The 15,088-nt window shown below is 70.1% G+C and carries 9 protein-coding genes; 3 read left to right on the plus strand and 6 right to left on the minus strand.

Translation table 11 applies throughout. From position 1 onward, the window contains the following. Positions 1-26 precede the first annotated feature (26 nt). Positions 27-2,573: a DUF6049 family protein gene (locus ABD369_RS26335; RefSeq protein WP_344639022.1), complete on the minus strand. Its 2,547-nt coding sequence runs from the start codon at positions 2,571-2,573 to the stop codon at positions 27-29. 399 nt (positions 2,574-2,972) lie between these two features. Here ABD369_RS26335 and ABD369_RS26340 point away from each other — a divergent pair, with 399 nt between their 5' ends. Next, the gene (locus tag ABD369_RS26340; protein WP_344639055.1) at positions 2,973-4,394 is read left to right on the plus strand and encodes a CCA tRNA nucleotidyltransferase; all 1,422 of its coding nucleotides are present in this window, start codon (positions 2,973-2,975) and stop codon (positions 4,392-4,394) included. An 18-nt stretch (positions 4,395-4,412) separates the two neighbouring features. Here the strand turns inward: ABD369_RS26340 and ABD369_RS26345 are convergent, their stop codons facing one another. From ABD369_RS26345 to ABD369_RS26355, 3 genes are all read right to left on the minus strand, one after another. After that, complete coding sequence (locus ABD369_RS26345; protein ID WP_425557778.1) at positions 4,413-5,846, minus strand: MFS transporter; 1,434 nt, start codon at positions 5,844-5,846, stop codon at positions 4,413-4,415. Between the two features lie 132 nt (positions 5,847-5,978). Continuing rightward, entirely contained in the window at positions 5,979-7,061 is a 1,083-nt protein-coding gene (locus ABD369_RS26350; RefSeq protein WP_344639023.1) for an inositol-3-phosphate synthase, read from the minus strand. 143 nt (positions 7,062-7,204) lie between these two features. Further along, complete coding sequence (locus tag ABD369_RS26355; protein ID WP_344639024.1) at positions 7,205-7,882, minus strand: PadR family transcriptional regulator; 678 nt, start codon at positions 7,880-7,882, stop codon at positions 7,205-7,207. A 527-nt stretch (positions 7,883-8,409) separates the two neighbouring features. On the opposite strand from ABD369_RS26355, the gene ABD369_RS26360 reads away from it, so the two are divergent. Continuing rightward, positions 8,410-10,869 (plus strand): transglycosylase domain-containing protein, encoded by a 2,460-nt coding sequence (locus ABD369_RS26360; protein ID WP_344639025.1) that lies wholly within the window; start codon positions 8,410-8,412, stop codon positions 10,867-10,869. A gap of 132 nt (positions 10,870-11,001) precedes the next feature. Continuing rightward, a complete protein-coding gene (locus tag ABD369_RS26365; RefSeq protein WP_425557779.1) occupies positions 11,002-12,528 on the plus strand; it encodes a glycosyltransferase family 87 protein in 1,527 nt (508 codons plus the stop codon). A gap of 132 nt (positions 12,529-12,660) precedes the next feature. On the opposite strand, the gene ABD369_RS26370 is transcribed toward ABD369_RS26365, so the two are convergent. Continuing rightward, entirely contained in the window at positions 12,661-13,692 is a 1,032-nt protein-coding gene (locus ABD369_RS26370; RefSeq protein WP_344639027.1) for an alanine racemase, read from the minus strand. Positions 13,693-13,763: 71 nt separating this feature from the next. Continuing rightward, positions 13,764-14,882 carry a lipid II:glycine glycyltransferase FemX gene (locus tag ABD369_RS26375; protein ID WP_344639028.1) on the minus strand — a complete coding sequence of 373 codons (1,119 nt, stop codon included), beginning with the start codon at positions 14,880-14,882 and terminating at the stop codon, positions 13,764-13,766. Between the last annotated feature and the right edge of the window lie 206 nt (positions 14,883-15,088).

Below are 15,088 nucleotides of genomic sequence, written 5' to 3' on the forward strand. Positions count from 1 at the left end.
GGGGTGGTCGCCCGGGTGGGCGTCCGTCAGGGACCAACCTTCTCATCACCCGAGGCCCGATTCCGGGCATCTTCGGTCGACTCCGGCTTTGCGTCGGCATCCTTGGCCGCCTCCGCCGTTCCGGCCGGCTGTGCGGCCTTCTCCGCTTCTGCCGGCTGGACGTCTTCTGCCGGCTGGACGTCCGCACCCGTGTCCCCGGCCGACCGAGCGTCCGCGTCCGTCTCCTCGTCCCGGCCGGTGGCCGCCGCACCGTCCTCGGCGGAGTCGGCAGGCTCGGTGGGGTCAGCGGAGTGGGTGGACTCGGCAGGCTCGGTGGGGTCAGCGGGGTCAGCGGGTTCGGCCGAGCCCTCGGTGCCGCCCTCGGCGGCCCGCTTCTTGCGCTGCAGGTAGAAGCGGATCCCGCCGAGCAGGATCAGCACCACACCGCCGCTGATCGCGTACAGCACGCCCGAGGTCACGTTCTTGACATCGACCTCGAAGGTCATCGGCGGGCCGTACGGCTGCGGGTCGGCCCCGGTGGTCCACAGCTGCGCGGTCATCTGCACCGTGCGGTTGGCCTGTGCCACGGCCGGGAAGCGGAGGGTCCGGCTGGTGGTGGCTTCCAGGACCACGTTCTCCGGCGGGCCGACGTTGAGGCGGTTCACCTGGCCGGAGATCAGTCGCAGCTGGAGGTTGCCGACGGCCTGGTTGAGGTCGTTCTTGACGCTGACCAGCAGCGTTCCGTTGTTGCCTGCCAGGGTGACGACCCGCTTCGGCAGGACCTTGACCGCCGAGACCAGGTTGTTGAGGTAGTCCTGGGCGCCGTTGCGGTACGCCTGGCCGTCGTCGGGCCGGTCACGCCACCCGGTGGACATCGAGCGGACCATGGCGGCGTTGAACGGGCCGCGCACCCGCTGCGGCTGGGTGCAGATCGTCAGCAGCTGGTCGAGGCCGCCCTCCATGCCCATGGTCTTCTCGAGCGCGCTGCCGGGCAGCTCGGAGTCGTGGAGCTTGCCCGGGTAGTCACCGGGGGACTGGACGCTGGTGTTGGCACCGGGGTCGGGGGTGGCGGTGGCCACCGTGCTGAGCTTGACCTGGCTGATCCAGTTGCCCTTCTGGGCCGCGGTGATCGCGTCCGAGAGGGCGGTGGCGGTGCCCACCGTGAGGTTGCGCGGCGGCATCACCAGCAGGTTGCGCTGGGTCTCCGGCTGCTGCTGGGTGATCGTCATGGTCTCGGCCAGGAACCGCTGGGTGGCCGAGGTCCTGGCCTGGGCGGTGGCCAGGTCGGTGTCGAACAGCTGCGAGAGGGTGTGGTCGGCGACCACGGCGGTCTGGCCGTCGCCGATCTGGCGGGCAGCGTTCGGGGTGTAGTTGAGCGAGTCGGACAGGTCGTCGCCGTCGACCAGGAGGAGGTTGTCCCCGGCGGTCTTGGTGACGTCGACGATCTGGCGGTCCAGCCGGCCCTGGTAGGGCCAGGCGACATCGGTCCGGATGTCCGTCGCCAGGCGCCCCTCCGCGGTGACCTGCCCGGCCGCGCCCGCCTTGCGCAGGGTGGTGTCCATGCCGCCGAGCTGTGCGCCGTTGTGGGCGATCGAGGCGATGTCGGGGTCGGCGTAGGGGAGGGCGACGACCTCGTCGCCGCCGGTGGTCACGGCCTGACGGAGCTTGGCCAGCCAGGCGGTGGCGGCAGCCCGGCCGGTGCCGGGGACGGTGTTGTCCTCCTTGGCCGTCTCGCCCGCGGTACCCGGCTTCTGCACCCGGTACGGCTTGGTCATCGCGTACACGGTGTCCAGCAGGTCGGGGTCGACGACCCAGGTCAGACCGGGCAGCTTCTCACCGATGTCGACCAGCTTGTACAGCCGTCCACCGGCGGCCAGCTCGGTGGCCAGGTTGTCGTCGCGCAGCACCGGCGTCTGGTCGCTGTCGGGCATGGTCTGCGCGACCAGCTCGGGGGCGTGGGTCAGCGGCCACAGGGTGGCGATCTGGGTGGGCTTGCCGCTCTGGTCCGCGTTGTACGGCAGGAAGGTGCGGGCGATGCCCAGTGCGTGCGACCGGCTCTGGTCGGCGGTGCCGCCCCAGACGTCCACCGCGAGCTCGTACACCCCGCCCTTGGAGATCTTCAGGTCGGAGGGGTTCACCTGGAGCGTGAAGGAGCGGGTCTGGCCGGGGGGCACGTCGCCCATGTCCGCGGTCGGGGAGCCCAGGTCGACCCCGTCCTGACCGGTGGGCTCGGTGCGGTCGGCGACCCGCGCGATGTCGCTCCTGGTGCCCAGCGGCCGGCCGGTCTGCGAGGCCCGGATACCGGCATGGATCTTCTTCAGCGCGGAGTCGCCGGAGTTGGTGACCCGCCCGGTGACCAGGATGGCGTCGTTCTGCCCGACCACGGTGGGGGTGACCGTGTCGATCGCCACGTTCGCCGGGTAGTCCGGGGAGGACGCGGTCGGGGTGAGGGCGGGGCGCCCGGCGACGGCGATCGCGGCCGGTGCGGTGCTCAGCAGGGCCGCCCCGCTCGCCAGCAGCGCGGCGAGGCGCTTGGCCGTCCGTCCGCCGCTTCCGTAAGCCCTCAGCCCTGAGTGCCGTGCCGGCTCACTCACGCGCTTCGCCCTCGCCGTTCTCGATCGGTCGCGATCAGTGGTTCTGGAAAGTCACTGCTGTCACTGCATGAATAGGTACCGCAGAAATGGCCGTACGGTTCCCGCCGCGGACCGTTTCGGACCCGGTCTCTCCGGTCCCTGGCAGGCTCGTGGTCTCGCCCGCGTCACGCCGGGCGGGCCCGTGGCCCGTACCGTTCCCCCCGCATGGTAACGACGCCGCCGCGTGCCCAGTGCTGCGGGCCGGTGGCTGCGCGGGGGAAAAGCCGGCCGTGTGCGGGGCCGCCGGGAAAGCAACAGGCGGCGGGCCGGGCCGGACACGTACCCTTGTGAGCCGTGTCCACTGCCAATGAGCCCAGCACCAATCATTCCAGCACCGCCGCCTCCGGCTCGCTCCCAGGACTGACCGAGGCCCAGACCCTCGGCCTTCAGGAGCTGCTGCGGGTCTCCCCGGTGGCCGACGAGATCGCCCGTCGCTTCCAGGCGGCCGGCCACCGGCTGGCCCTGGTCGGCGGTTCGGTGCGCGACGCCCTGCTCGGCCGGCTCGGCAACGACCTGGACTTCACCACGGACGCCAGGCCCGAGCAGGTGCTCAAGCTGGTGCGCGGCTGGGCGGACGCCGTCTGGGACGTCGGTATCGCCTTCGGCACCGTCGGCGCCCGCAAGGACACCCTGGCGGGCTCCTTCCAGATCGAGATCACCACGTACCGCTCGGAGTCCTACGACCGTTCCTCGCGCAAGCCCGAGGTCAGCTACGGCGACACCATCGAGGAGGACCTGGTCCGGCGGGACTTCACCGTCAACGCGATGGCCGTGGACCTTCCCGGGCGCGGCTTCGTCGACCCGCACCACGGCCTGGAGGACCTGGAAGCCCGGGTGCTGCGCACCCCGGCGACCCCCGAGGAGTCCTTCTCCGACGACCCGCTGCGGATGATGCGGGCCGCCCGCTTCGCCGCCCAGCTGGACTTCACCCCGGCCCCCGAGGTGGTCGCGGCGATGACCGCGATGGCCGAGCGGATCGCGATCGTCTCCGCCGAGCGGGTGCAGGGCGAGCTCAACAAGCTGCTGCTGTCCGATCACCCGGTCAAGGGCCTGCGGCTACTGGTCGACACCGGGCTGGCCGACCAGGTGCTGCCCGAGCTGCCCGCGCTGCGCCTGGAGCGCGACGAGCACCACCGGCACAAGGACGTCTACGAGCACTCGCTGACCGTCCTGGAGCAGGCCATCGCGCTGGAGACCGACGGCCCCGACCTGACGCTGCGGCTCGCCGCGCTGCTGCATGACATCGGCAAGCCGCGTACCCGCCGCTTCGAGTCGGACGGCCGGGTGTCCTTCCACCACCACGAGTTGGTCGGCGCCAAGATGACCCGCAGGCGGATGCGCGAGCTCAAGTACTCCAAGGAGCTGACCGAGGACGTCGCCCGGCTGGTCGAGCTGCACCTGCGCTTCCACGGCTACGGCAGCGGGGAGTGGACGGACTCCGCGGTCCGCCGGTACGTCACCGACGGCGGCCCGCTGCTCGAGCGCCTGCACAAGCTGACCCGCTCCGACTGCACCACCCGCAACAAGAAGAAGGCCGCCGCGCTGTCACGCACCTACGACTCCCTGGAGGAGCGGATCGTGCAGCTCAAGGCCAAGGAGGAGCTGGACGCCATCCGCCCGGCCCTGGACGGCAACCAGATCATGGAGATCCTGGGGATGAAGCCGGGCCCGCAGGTCGGCAAGGCCTACAAGCACATGTTGGAGCTGCGCCTGGAGCACGGCCCGATGGACCACGACAGCGCGGTCGCGGCGCTCAAGGAGTGGTGGGCCGCACAGGGCTGACGTGTCGCCAGTAGATCGTCAGGTGGTCCGGCGGCCGGGGTGTTCGGAAGATCCCGGCCGCCGGGCGGCCGCCGGGCCCGGGGCGGTCGAGGCGTCCGGTCCGGTACGAGCCGGGGGCAGCGGCGGAACGGGTGCGCGCCTGGCGGCCCGGGCGTACCCCGCGGCGGTGAGCGCGTAGACCAGGGCGGTGCCGGCCACGACGGCCACCGAGCGGCCGTCCAGCGGCAGGACCAGCGCGGTCACCCCGGCGGCGGCGACGAAGGCCGCGTTGAAGAGGACGTCGTAGAGCGCGAACACCCGGCCGCGGAACTCGTCCTCGACGGACTCCTGCACCAGCGTGTCGGCGCAGATCTTGATGCTCTGGGTGATGACGCCCAGCAGCAGGGCGGCCGCCATGCTCGGACCGACGGCGAACCACAGTCCCAGCGCGGGCACGAAGACTGCCGCCGAGGCCGCGCAGGTCGTCAGCCAACCGGCCAGCCCGAGCCGGCGGGTGCACCAGGGACTGATCAGGGCGGCCAGGAAGAAGCCCAGTGCCGAGGCGGCCACCGCCGTGCCGAGGGTGGCCATCCCGGCGGCGCTGTCGCCGGGATCGTTGAAGGAGTACCGGGAGAGCATCAGCACGGTCACCACCAGGATCCCGTAGCAGAACCGGGAAACCGTGACGACGGCCAGCGCGCCCACGGCCGGACGGCAGTCGTGGACCAGGTGCCGCACGCCGTCGGCCAGTTCGCTGGCCGCCAGGCCGAGGGCCCGGTGCAGCGCCGGGCGGTCCGGTTGCGGGTCGGGGCCGAGCAGTCCGCGGGGGATCCGCCGGGCGGCCAGCGCGGCGCTCAGATAGAGCAGCGCGGCCAGGGTCACCAGGGTGGCGTCGGCCCGCGGGCCCGGCGGCAGTATCTGGTGAACCGCGAAACCGATGCCGCCGCCGCAGGCAGCGGCGATCGTGCCCGCGGTGGGCGAGAGCGAGTTGGCGGTGACCAGTTGCCCGGGGGCGACCACCCGGGGGAGGGCGGCCGAGAGTCCGGCCAGGATGAACCGGTTGAGCGCGGTCACCAGCAGCGCGGCGGCGAGGAACAGCCACTCGGGCGCCCTGGCCAGCAGCAGTGCGCCGGTGATCAGCCCGAGTCCGCAGCGGGCCAGGTTGCCCAGGTAGAGCACCTGCCGCCGGCGCCAGCGGTCCAGCATCACCCCGGCGAAGGGGCCGATCACCGAGAACGGGAGCAGTAGCACCGCGAGTACCGAGGCGATGTCGGCCGGGCTGGACTGCCGCTCCGGGGAGAAGATCACGTACGAAGCCAGGGAGACCTGGAACACGCCGTCGGAGAGCTGCGAGAGCACCCGGGCGGTCAGCAGGCGGCGGAAGTCGCGGCCGCGGAGCAGCCCGCCCAGGGAGGTTCGGGACGAGAGACGGGCGCGGTCGAGTGAGGTGCTTCCGTTCTCCGTGAGAGCCACCAGCCCAGAGTGCCACGTCGGACACTCCGGTTTCACGTGAAACCTCGGCGCGGTTTCACGTGAAACCTGCCTCCGGAGACGGCCGAAGGGCCCCGGCCGGAAAGCCGGGGCCCTTCAAAGGAGGTCAGGGTTTCAGCGCTCGACCTCGCCGCGGATGAACTTCTCGACGTTCTCGCGGGCCTCGTCGTCGAAGTACTGAACCGGCGGGGACTTCATGAAGTAGGAGGAGGCCGACAGGATCGGGCCGCCGATGCCGCGGTCCTTGGCGATCTTCGCCGCACGCACCGCGTCGATGATGACACCGGCGGAGTTCGGGGAGTCCCAGACCTCCAGCTTGTACTCCAGGTTCAGCGGGACGTCACCGAAGGCGCGGCCCTCGAGGCGGACGTAGGCCCACTTGCGGTCGTCCAGCCAGGCGACGTAGTCGGACGGGCCGATGTGGACGTTCTTGGCGCCCAGGTCACGGTCCTTGATCTGGGAGGTGACGGCCTGGGTCTTGGAGATCTTCTTGGACTCCAGGCGCTCGCGCTCGAGCATGTTCTTGAAGTCCATGTTGCCGCCGACGTTCAGCTGCATGGTGCGCTCGAGGATGACACCGCGGTCCTCGAAGAGCTTCGCCATCACACGGTGCGTGATGGTGGCGCCGACCTGCGACTTGATGTCGTCACCGACGATCGGGACGCCGGCCTCGGTGAACTTGTCCGCCCACTCCTTGGTGCCGGCGATGAACACCGGGAGGGCGTTCACGAAGGCGACCTTGGCGTCGATGGCGCACTGGGCGTAGAACTTGGCGGCCGCCTCGGAGCCCACCGGCAGGTAGCAGACCAGGACGTCGACCTTGGCGTCCTTCAGGACCTGGACGACGTCGACCGGAGCCTCGTCGGACTCCTCGATGGTCTCCAGGTAGTACTTGCCGAGGCCGTCGAGGGTGTGGCCGCGCTGGACGGTGACACCGGTCGGCGGCACGTCGCAGATCTTGATGGTGTTGTTCTCGCTGTTGCCGATGGCGTCGGCCAGGTCGAAGCCGACCTTCTTGGCGTCGACGTCGAACGCGGCGACGAACTCCACGTCACGGACGTGGTAGTCGCCGAACTGCACGTGCATCAGCCCGGGGACCTTGCCGGCCGGGTCGGCGTCCTTGTAGTACTCGACACCCTGCACCAGCGACGCGGCGCAGTTACCGACGCCCACGATGGCTACGCGAACCGAACCCATTCCGGTTGCTCCCTGTGATCTCATGAGTTCCGCCGGAAAACCGACGGTTCTCGTATTTCATCTCTGTATGACTGGATGACGGGCGCACGCTGCGCCCACACCTGCCGTCCGCCCTGGTCTGCTGTGACACCGGGCATCGGCGGTCAGCGCTCCCTGTCGGAGCGCCCCGGGCGGTCGTGCGGTGGCCTCGGCGGGTCCGAGGACCCGGCCTCCTGGCCACGGCCGTCCGAAGTCCGTGGATCTCCCGCACCGGTGCGCCCGGTCCGGGTGGCCCGCTCGGTCTCGATCAGCTCGTTGAGCCAGCGGACCTCCCGCTCCACCGATTCGAGACCGTGTCGCTGGAGTTCCAGCGTGTAGTCGTCGAACCGGTCGCGGGTACGGGCGATCGAGCTGCGCATCCGCTCCAGCCGCTCCTCCAGCCGACTGCGCCGCCCCTCCAGTACGCGCATGCGCACCGCGCGGTCGGTCTGGCCGAAGAACGCGAAGCGCACACCGAAGTGCTCGTCCTCCCAGGCGTCCGGGCCCGAGTCGGCCAGCAGCTCCTCGAAGCGCTGCTTGCCGTCGGCGGAGAGCCGGTAGACGATCTTCGATCGCTTGCCGTTGAGCGCGGTCGCCGGGACGTACTCGACGTCCGGGTTGTCCTCGACCAGGAAACCCTGGGCGACCAGGCTCTTCAGGCAGGGGTAGAGCGTGCCGTAGGAGAAGGCGCGGAACGACCCGAGCAGCACGTTGAGCCGCTTGCGCAGCTCGTAGCCGTGCATCGGGGCGTCATGGAGCAGACCCAGGACGGCGAACTCCAGCACCCCGGAGCGTCTGCTCATGCCGTCCTGCCTCCCTTCCCGCGCTGCACTCCGACCGTTGTGCCGGATCGATGTGTCGGTCCGATGTATCGGCTCGATATATCGAGAGAACAGTAGACCTGGGTCACGGAACGGGCAAGGGGGGCACGGGTGAACGTGATCACAGGATTCCGAATGGCCTTCAGAAAACCTTCAGGAAGGCCCCGGTCAAGCTTCAGGAAGGACGCGTTGGCAACGGGCATGTAATGATCTGGCGGCATTTTGCGGCTTTTGTTACTTAATGCCCGATTAGTGGCTGTTTACAGGTGCGTACGCTGTCGCGTGTGCACGAGGACCACCTCCGGGGTGTAGGGCGGTTTCGGGCATCGGAAGTGAACCCTGCCCTCAGGTCCGAAGCGGCCTGACCGAGGAGTTGCTGAAAGATGAGCGATCACCGGCGTAGGCCCAACCCGGGCGGTGAACAGCCTCCGGGCGGTCGGGCGGCTGGTCAGCGTCCGTCCGGCTATGGCCCCCTAGATGGTGCGCCTTCGCGTAGCCGGCCCACCGGGATGCGCGAGACTGCCCAGCAGCCTCGGCTGACCAGGGCCGAAATGCGCAAGCAGTCCCAGAAGAGCGGAGCCCCGAGCGGACCGCCAGCCGGGCCCGGCGGCGGCCGGGGAGGTGGCAATGGCGGCGGCAAGGGACCGGGCAAGAAGCGGTTCATCGACTACCCCCGGTACGGCAAGTCCGGGATCCGTCGCTGGCTGCCGTCCTGGAAGCTGATCCTGACGACGTTCCTGATCTTCTTCGGCAGCGGGGTGGCCGCGGTCGGCGTCGCGTACGCGATGACGCCGATCCCCAAGCTCAATGACCTGTTGAAGGAACAGAACAACATCTACTACTGGGCCGATGGCAGTGAGATGACCCGCAAGGGCGCTACCAACCGCCAGGTGGTCCCGCTCGACAACATCAGTGAGCCCGCGCAGAAGGCAGTGGTCGCCGCCGAGAACGAGACCTTCTGGAACGATCACGGCATCGACCCCAAGGGCATCGCCCGCGCCGTCTACAAGATGGCCACGGGCGGTTCGACCCAGGGTGGCTCGACCATCTCCCAGCAGTACGTGAAGAACGCTTACCTGAACCAGGACCAGACGGTCAGCCGTAAGTTCAAGGAGATCTTCATCACGCTGAAGATCAACCAGCAGAAGTCGAAGCAGGACATCCTCGAGGGCTACCTGAACACCAGCTGGTTCGGACGCGGCGCCACCGGTATCCAGGCCGCCGCGCAGGCGTACTACGGAGTGGACGCCAAGGACATCAACATCTGCCAGGGCGCGATGCTGGCGGGTCTGCTCAAGGGCGCGACGTACTACGACCCGACGGTCAGCGACTCCAACCGCAAGAACATGCAGGAGCGTTGGAACTACGTCCTGAGCCGGATGGTCGTCACCAAGGCGATCACCCAGGCGGACCGGGACAAGTGCGGCGCCACCTTCCCGGAGCCGATCAAGAAGAAGGCCCCGGCCAACATGAACGGCGAGGTCAGCTACCTGGTCGACCTCGCCGACAAGTACCTGGCGGCCAAGGACCCGACGATCACCCAGGCCTCCATCGACAAGGGCGGCTACCTGATCTACACCACCTTCCAGAAGGACAAGGTGGCGGAGCTGAAGAAGGCCGTCGACGACGTCAAGTCGGAGAACCTCCACCCGGACACGTCGGACAAGGACAAGTACGTCCAGGTCGGCGCGGCCTCGGTGGTCCCCGGTGACGGCGCGATCGTGGCGATCTACGGCGGCGACGGCGTGGAGAACGGCCACTACACCGACAACGCCGACACCGTCGGCATCCCGGTCGGTTCGACCTTCAAGCCCTTCGTCCTGGCGACCGCCATGCAGACCGGCGTGCTCACCAAGACCGGGAGCGACGGCAATCCGGTCAAGATCAGCATCAACAGCCTCTACAACGCCAACAACATGAGCCAGATCTACAAGGCGGACGGCTCGCCCGCGATCGGTGACCACGGCGAGCTCTACCACCAGAAGAACGACGACGACAACATGCCCGGGGCCGTCACGCTGAAGACGGCGATGCAGTACTCCTACAACGTGCCGTTCGTGCAGCTCGGCCAGGACGTCGGCGGCAGCAACGTCGAGAAGATGGCCATCAACCTGGGCCTGCGCAAGGACTCTCTGGCGCCGAACACCTCGCTCACCTACCCGCTGGGCACCTCGACCCCGAGTGCGATCCGGATGGCCTCCGCGTACTCGGTGTTCGCCGCCCGGGGGCAGCAGGTCGAGCCGTACTCGGTGACCAAGGTGCTCTACCAGGGTGTGGAGAAGCCGGCCTTCAACCGCCCGAAGAACGCCACCAAGACGGTGCTGGAGCAGCCCATCGCGGACAACATCACCGACGTCCTGCAGAACGTGGCGGAGAACGGTACCGGTAAGAAGGGGACCAAGGACCTGGGCCGCCCGGTGGCCGGCAAGACCGGTACCACCGACGCCGGCACCTCGGCCTGGTGGGTCGGCTACACCCCGCAGCTGGCCACCTCGGTCGGTATGTGGCGCGAGGAGCCGGGCAAGCCGGGTCTGCTCTCGCTGGTCGGTACGGCCGGTCAGACCACCATCCACGGTGGTGACTTCCCGACCGAGATCTTCACCCGCTACATGAAGGTGGCGCTGGCCGACCAGAAGGCGCTGGACTTCCCGACCTCGGACATCACCGGTACGGAGGTCGACTCCAAGCAGGCGCCGCCGCCGAGCCCCTCGGCTGCCCCGTCGGCCAGCGCATCGGCCAGTGCGTCGGCCAGCGCCAGCAGCGCGCCGAGCCCGTCGACCAGCTCGTCTCGCACGTCGGAGCCGAGCAACTCGCCGGCGCCGACGGAGAGCTGCTTCTTCGGGCCGCTCTGCAGCTCGCCCTCGCCATCGCGGAGCAAGCCGCCCCGTCCGGGCAAGTCCAGCTCGCCGCCGAACCCCAGCTCCAGCCCGACCGACGGCGGAGCCGCGAACCAGGTGGCGGGCAACTGACCCGCAGCGATGAAAGGCCGGTGGCGGCCGATCGAGGAGGAGACTCCCGGTCGGCCGCCACCGGCCTTTCCGGCGCCGCCCGCAGGCCGAGGCGCCTCGTGGGCTCAGGGCTGGTGCGGCATCATGTCCGCCATGACGTCGAGCACGCGTGACCAGACCTCCGGCCCCGCGCCCGCCCCCGGCCAGGGGCCGCCGCCGAACACCGTGGTCGTCCCGGCGGACGAGGATCCGGTGGCGGCGGCCGGCAGCGAGCTGTTCGGCGGACCGCCCGGACGGCGGGCGCTGCTCGGGGTCTCCTGGTGGAGTGCGGCGCGCGTCCTGGCACTGGTGACGATCCTGGTCTCGGTGCTCGGCATCGCGCAGAAGGTGCCCTGCTACAACGACGGCTGGTTCCACGGCGCGACCGCGCAGTACACCCATGCCTGCTACAGCGACATTCCGCACCTGTTCACCGGGCGCGGCTTCTCGACCGGTCTGCACCCCTACGTGGACCGGCTGCCGGCGCCCACCCCGGACATGCAGTATCTGGAGTACCCGGTGCTCACCGGGCTCTTCATGCAGGTCGCCGCCTGGCTGACGCCCACCGGGGGCGCCATCGAGACCCGCGAGCAGTGGTTCTGGCTGGTCAACGCCGGAATGCTGATGATCTGCGCGGTGGTCGCCGCGGTGGCGCTCTCCCGGACCCACCGCCGCCGCCCCTGGGACGCGCTGCTGTTCGCGCTCGCTCCCTGCCTGGCGCTGGACTCCACCATCAACTGGGACCTGCTCGCGGTCGCCCTGACCGCCGTGGCGATGGCCTGCTGGTCCGGCCGCCGGACGGTGTTGGCGGGTGTCTTCATCGGCCTGGCAACCGCCGCCAAGCTCTACCCCGTGCTGCTGCTGGGACCGCTGCTGGTGCTCTGCTGGCGGACCGGACGCTGGCGGGCGTTCGGGCAGACGGCGGGCGCCGCGGCGGGCTCCTGGCTGCTGGTGAACCTGCCGGTCATGCTGGCCAACTGGCAGGGCTGGGCGACCTTCTACACCTTCAGCCAGGTCCGCAAGGAGGACTACGGCTCGCTCTGGCTGATCCTGATGCAGGACCGGGGCGTGCAGCTGGACACCCTCAACACCTGGATCGCGGTGCTGCTGATCGCCTGCTGTCTGGGGATCGGCTGGCTGGCGCTGTCCGCGCCGCGCCGGCCGCGCTACGCCCAGCTGGTGTTCCTGGTGGTGGCCGCCTTCGTGCTCACCAACAAGGTGTACTCGCCGCAGTACGTGCTCTGGCTGACCCCGCTGGCCGCGCTGGCCCGACCGCGCTGGCGGGACTTCCTGATCTGGCAGGCCTGCGAGGTGCTCTACTTCCTCGGCATCTGGTCCTACCTGGCCTACGTCGGGGACTCCAAGCAGCACGGGATCGGGCAGGCCTGGTACCACCTCGCCATCGTGCTGCACCTGGCCGGCACGCTGTACCTGTGCGGGATGGTGATCCGCGACATCCTGCGGCCCGAGCGGGACGCGGTGCGCTGGGACGGCAGCGACGACCCCTCGGGCGGGGTGCTGGACCTCGCGCCCGACACCTTCGTGCTGGGCCCGGCGCGGCGGCTGCGCGAGGAGGAGAGCTACGCCGGGTACGTCCCGGCGGGCCGGGGCGACTGGCTCACCGAGGAGGAGCGGCGCTGAGCTCACAGGGCCGGGGGGCGGTCGGCCGGGCCGTGCGCCCCTGGTCCGCTCGTCCCCGTCGCTGAGCGGTCCGTCCCGTACGGGACCGCGGCGAGGGGCTCGCGGCTGCGGGCGCCGCCGCGCAGGCGGAGTTCAGCGGTCGGCGACCAGGTCGAAGTGGGTCGTGGTGTGGCGGACGTTGAGACCGAGCTCGTCGCCCGGGACGGGGGCTTTGGCGGCGTCGGCCGGCAGGAAGAGGATGCTCACCTGCATGTGGGGCGGCTCGGCGAACCAGAGCTGTTTGCCGCTCCATGAGTACGGCGAGAGGGTGCGGTTGACGGTGGCGAGCCCGGCCCTGGCCAAGCCCTTGGCCCGGGGGAGGACGCCGTGCAGGTACTTGGGCGCCTCCAGGCCGACTCCGTGCGCGGTGCCGCCGGTGACCACCAACAGATGCCCGTCCGAGGGCGCCTTGTGCTGGCGGTAGCCGTACCGCTCGCCGCGGATCACCGGGGTGACGTCCAGCACCGTGGCGCAGGCCTGGAGCGAGCCGACGTCGCCCAGCCACAGCCGGGTGCCGATCCGCGAGCGGAAGGCGGTGCCGGCCAGCCGCCCGGCCAGCCGGGACAGGTCGGCGGCGGAGAGGTGGCTCAGGTAGACGGTCGAGGTGGGCAGTCCGGCGCCGGCGATCGCCTCCACCCACTGGGTGACCTCGGCCACCGGGTCCGAGCCGTCCGGGCGGTCCAGCGGCAGGTGCAGCGCGAAGCCCTCGAAGCTGATCCCGCCCACCGGCAGCCGGGCGAGGTCTGCGTGGCTGATGCCGTGTCTGCGCATACTGGTCATGCACTCCACGACCACGCGGCTGCCTGCCGGGAGCGCCTGGAGCGCCTCCGCGTGGGCGACCGTACGAATCACCCGGTGCGGCAGCTGCCCGCCCGGCTCGCCGACCCGGTAGGGGGTGAGCACCAGCAGTTCGCCGTCGTACCGGTCGAGCAGCCCGGCCGCCTCGTGCGCGGTGCCGACCGCGAGGATGCCGGTGCCGAGCCGGGTGGCCTCCCTGGCCAGGCGCTCGTTGCCGAAGCCGTACCCGTTGCCCTTGGCCACCGGCACCAGGCCGGGGAACTCCGCCAGTACCGATTGCTGGTGCGCGCGCCAGCGGGCGGTGTCCACGTACAGCGACAGCGTCATCGGATCTTCTCCCCGTGGTTGGTGACGGCCGCTCGGCCGCGACGGCGGCGGCAGGTGTCGAGGACGGTGGCTCAGCGGCGCGACATGTAGAGGTCGAGCGCCTTGTGCAGCAGCTTGTTGAGCGGGAAGTCCCACTCGCCCAGGTACTCGGCGGCCTGGCCGCCGGTGCCCACCTTGAACTGGATCAGGCCGAAGAGGGGGTCGTTCTCGTCCAGGGTGTCGCTGATGCCGCGCAGGTCGTAGAGGCTGGCACCGAGTGCGTAGGCGTCGCGCATCATCCGCCACTGGATCGCGTTCGACGGCTTGACCTCGCGCTTGTGGTCGGCTGAGGCGCCGTAGGAGTACCAGACGTGCTCGCCGACGGTGAGCATGGTGGTCGCGGCCAGCGCCTCGCCCTCGTGGTAGGCGATGTAGAGGCGCATCCGGTCCGGGTCCTCGGCGGTGAGGGCCTGCCACATCTGCTCGAAGTAGCCGAGCGGGCGCGGGGTGAACCGGTCGCGCTCCGCGGTGACCAGGTACAGCTGGTGGAAGACCTTCAGGTGCTCGTAGCCGCCCTGGACCACCTCGACGCCGCTCTTCTCGGCCTTCTTGATGTTCCGCCGCCAGAGCTGGTTGAAGCCGCGTTGGATGTCGTCGAGCGAGCGGCCCGCCAGCGGGACCTGGAAGACGTACCGCGGCTGGACGTCGCCGAAGCCGGCGCCGCCGTCCTCGCCCTGCAGCCAGCCGGCCTTGCGCAGCCGGTCGGCGACCTCGAAGGCGCGCGGCTCGTACCAGTCGGGGCCGATGTCGCGCAGCCGCCGGGCCTCCTGGCCGGCGATGGCCTCCTTGATGGTGGTGGCACCCCAGCGGCGGACCACCACCGGCGGGCCCATCTTCACCGAGAAGGCGCCCTGTGACTTGAGATGGGCGAGCATCGGCCGCAGCCACCGGTCCAGGTCGCGGTCGAACCAGTCGATCACGGGGCCCTCGGGCAGGTACGCCAGGTAGCGCTTGACCTTGGGCAGTTGGCGGTAGAGCACCAGGCCCGCGCCGACCAGCTCGCCCGTGTCGTCGAACCAGCCGAGGCTCTCGTGGCGCCACTCGGACTTCACCTGTCCCCAGGCGGGCACCTGCATGTGGCTGGCCGACGGGCGGGAGGCGATGAACGCCAGGTGTTCCTCGCGGGTGATCGTCCTCAGGCGCAGGCTCATGCCCCCACCTCGCTGCGCTCGGCAGTGGCTTCGCCGAGCACGGCCCGCATGACTCGATCGCTCATGGCTCTGTGCTCCTCCTCGTTCGGCCAGTCCAGAGTGACCCTATCGCCCGATTGGTCCGATTCGTTCGGGTCGGGCATCGGGTCGGGCCCGGTGGCGCGGACGAACTGACGGCGCCCCCTCCGCGACCTGTGCACAGGTAT

The sequence above is a fragment of the Kitasatospora cystarginea genome, assembly GCF_039533515.1.
Classification (GTDB): domain Bacteria; phylum Actinomycetota; class Actinomycetes; order Streptomycetales; family Streptomycetaceae; genus Kitasatospora; species Kitasatospora cystarginea.

What these genes read in the sequence shown, in the direction of transcription:
- ABD369_RS26350 (WP_344639023.1), bottom strand. Translation starts at nt 7,061, where the DNA reads ATGGGTTCGGTTCGCGTAGCCATCGTGGGCGTCGGTAACTGCGCCGCG.
- ABD369_RS26355 (WP_344639024.1), bottom strand. Translation starts at nt 7,882, where the DNA reads ATGAGCAGACGCTCCGGGGTGCTGGAGTTCGCCGTCCTGGGTCTGCTC.
- ABD369_RS26360 (WP_344639025.1), top strand. Translation starts at nt 8,410, where the DNA reads ATGCGCGAGACTGCCCAGCAGCCTCGGCTGACCAGGGCCGAAATGCGC.
- ABD369_RS26365 (WP_425557779.1), top strand. Translation starts at nt 11,002, where the DNA reads ATGACGTCGAGCACGCGTGACCAGACCTCCGGCCCCGCGCCCGCCCCC.
- ABD369_RS26370 (WP_344639027.1), bottom strand. Translation starts at nt 13,692, where the DNA reads ATGACGCTGTCGCTGTACGTGGACACCGCCCGCTGGCGCGCGCACCAG.
- ABD369_RS26375 (WP_344639028.1), bottom strand. Translation starts at nt 14,882, where the DNA reads ATGAGCCTGCGCCTGAGGACGATCACCCGCGAGGAACACCTGGCGTTC.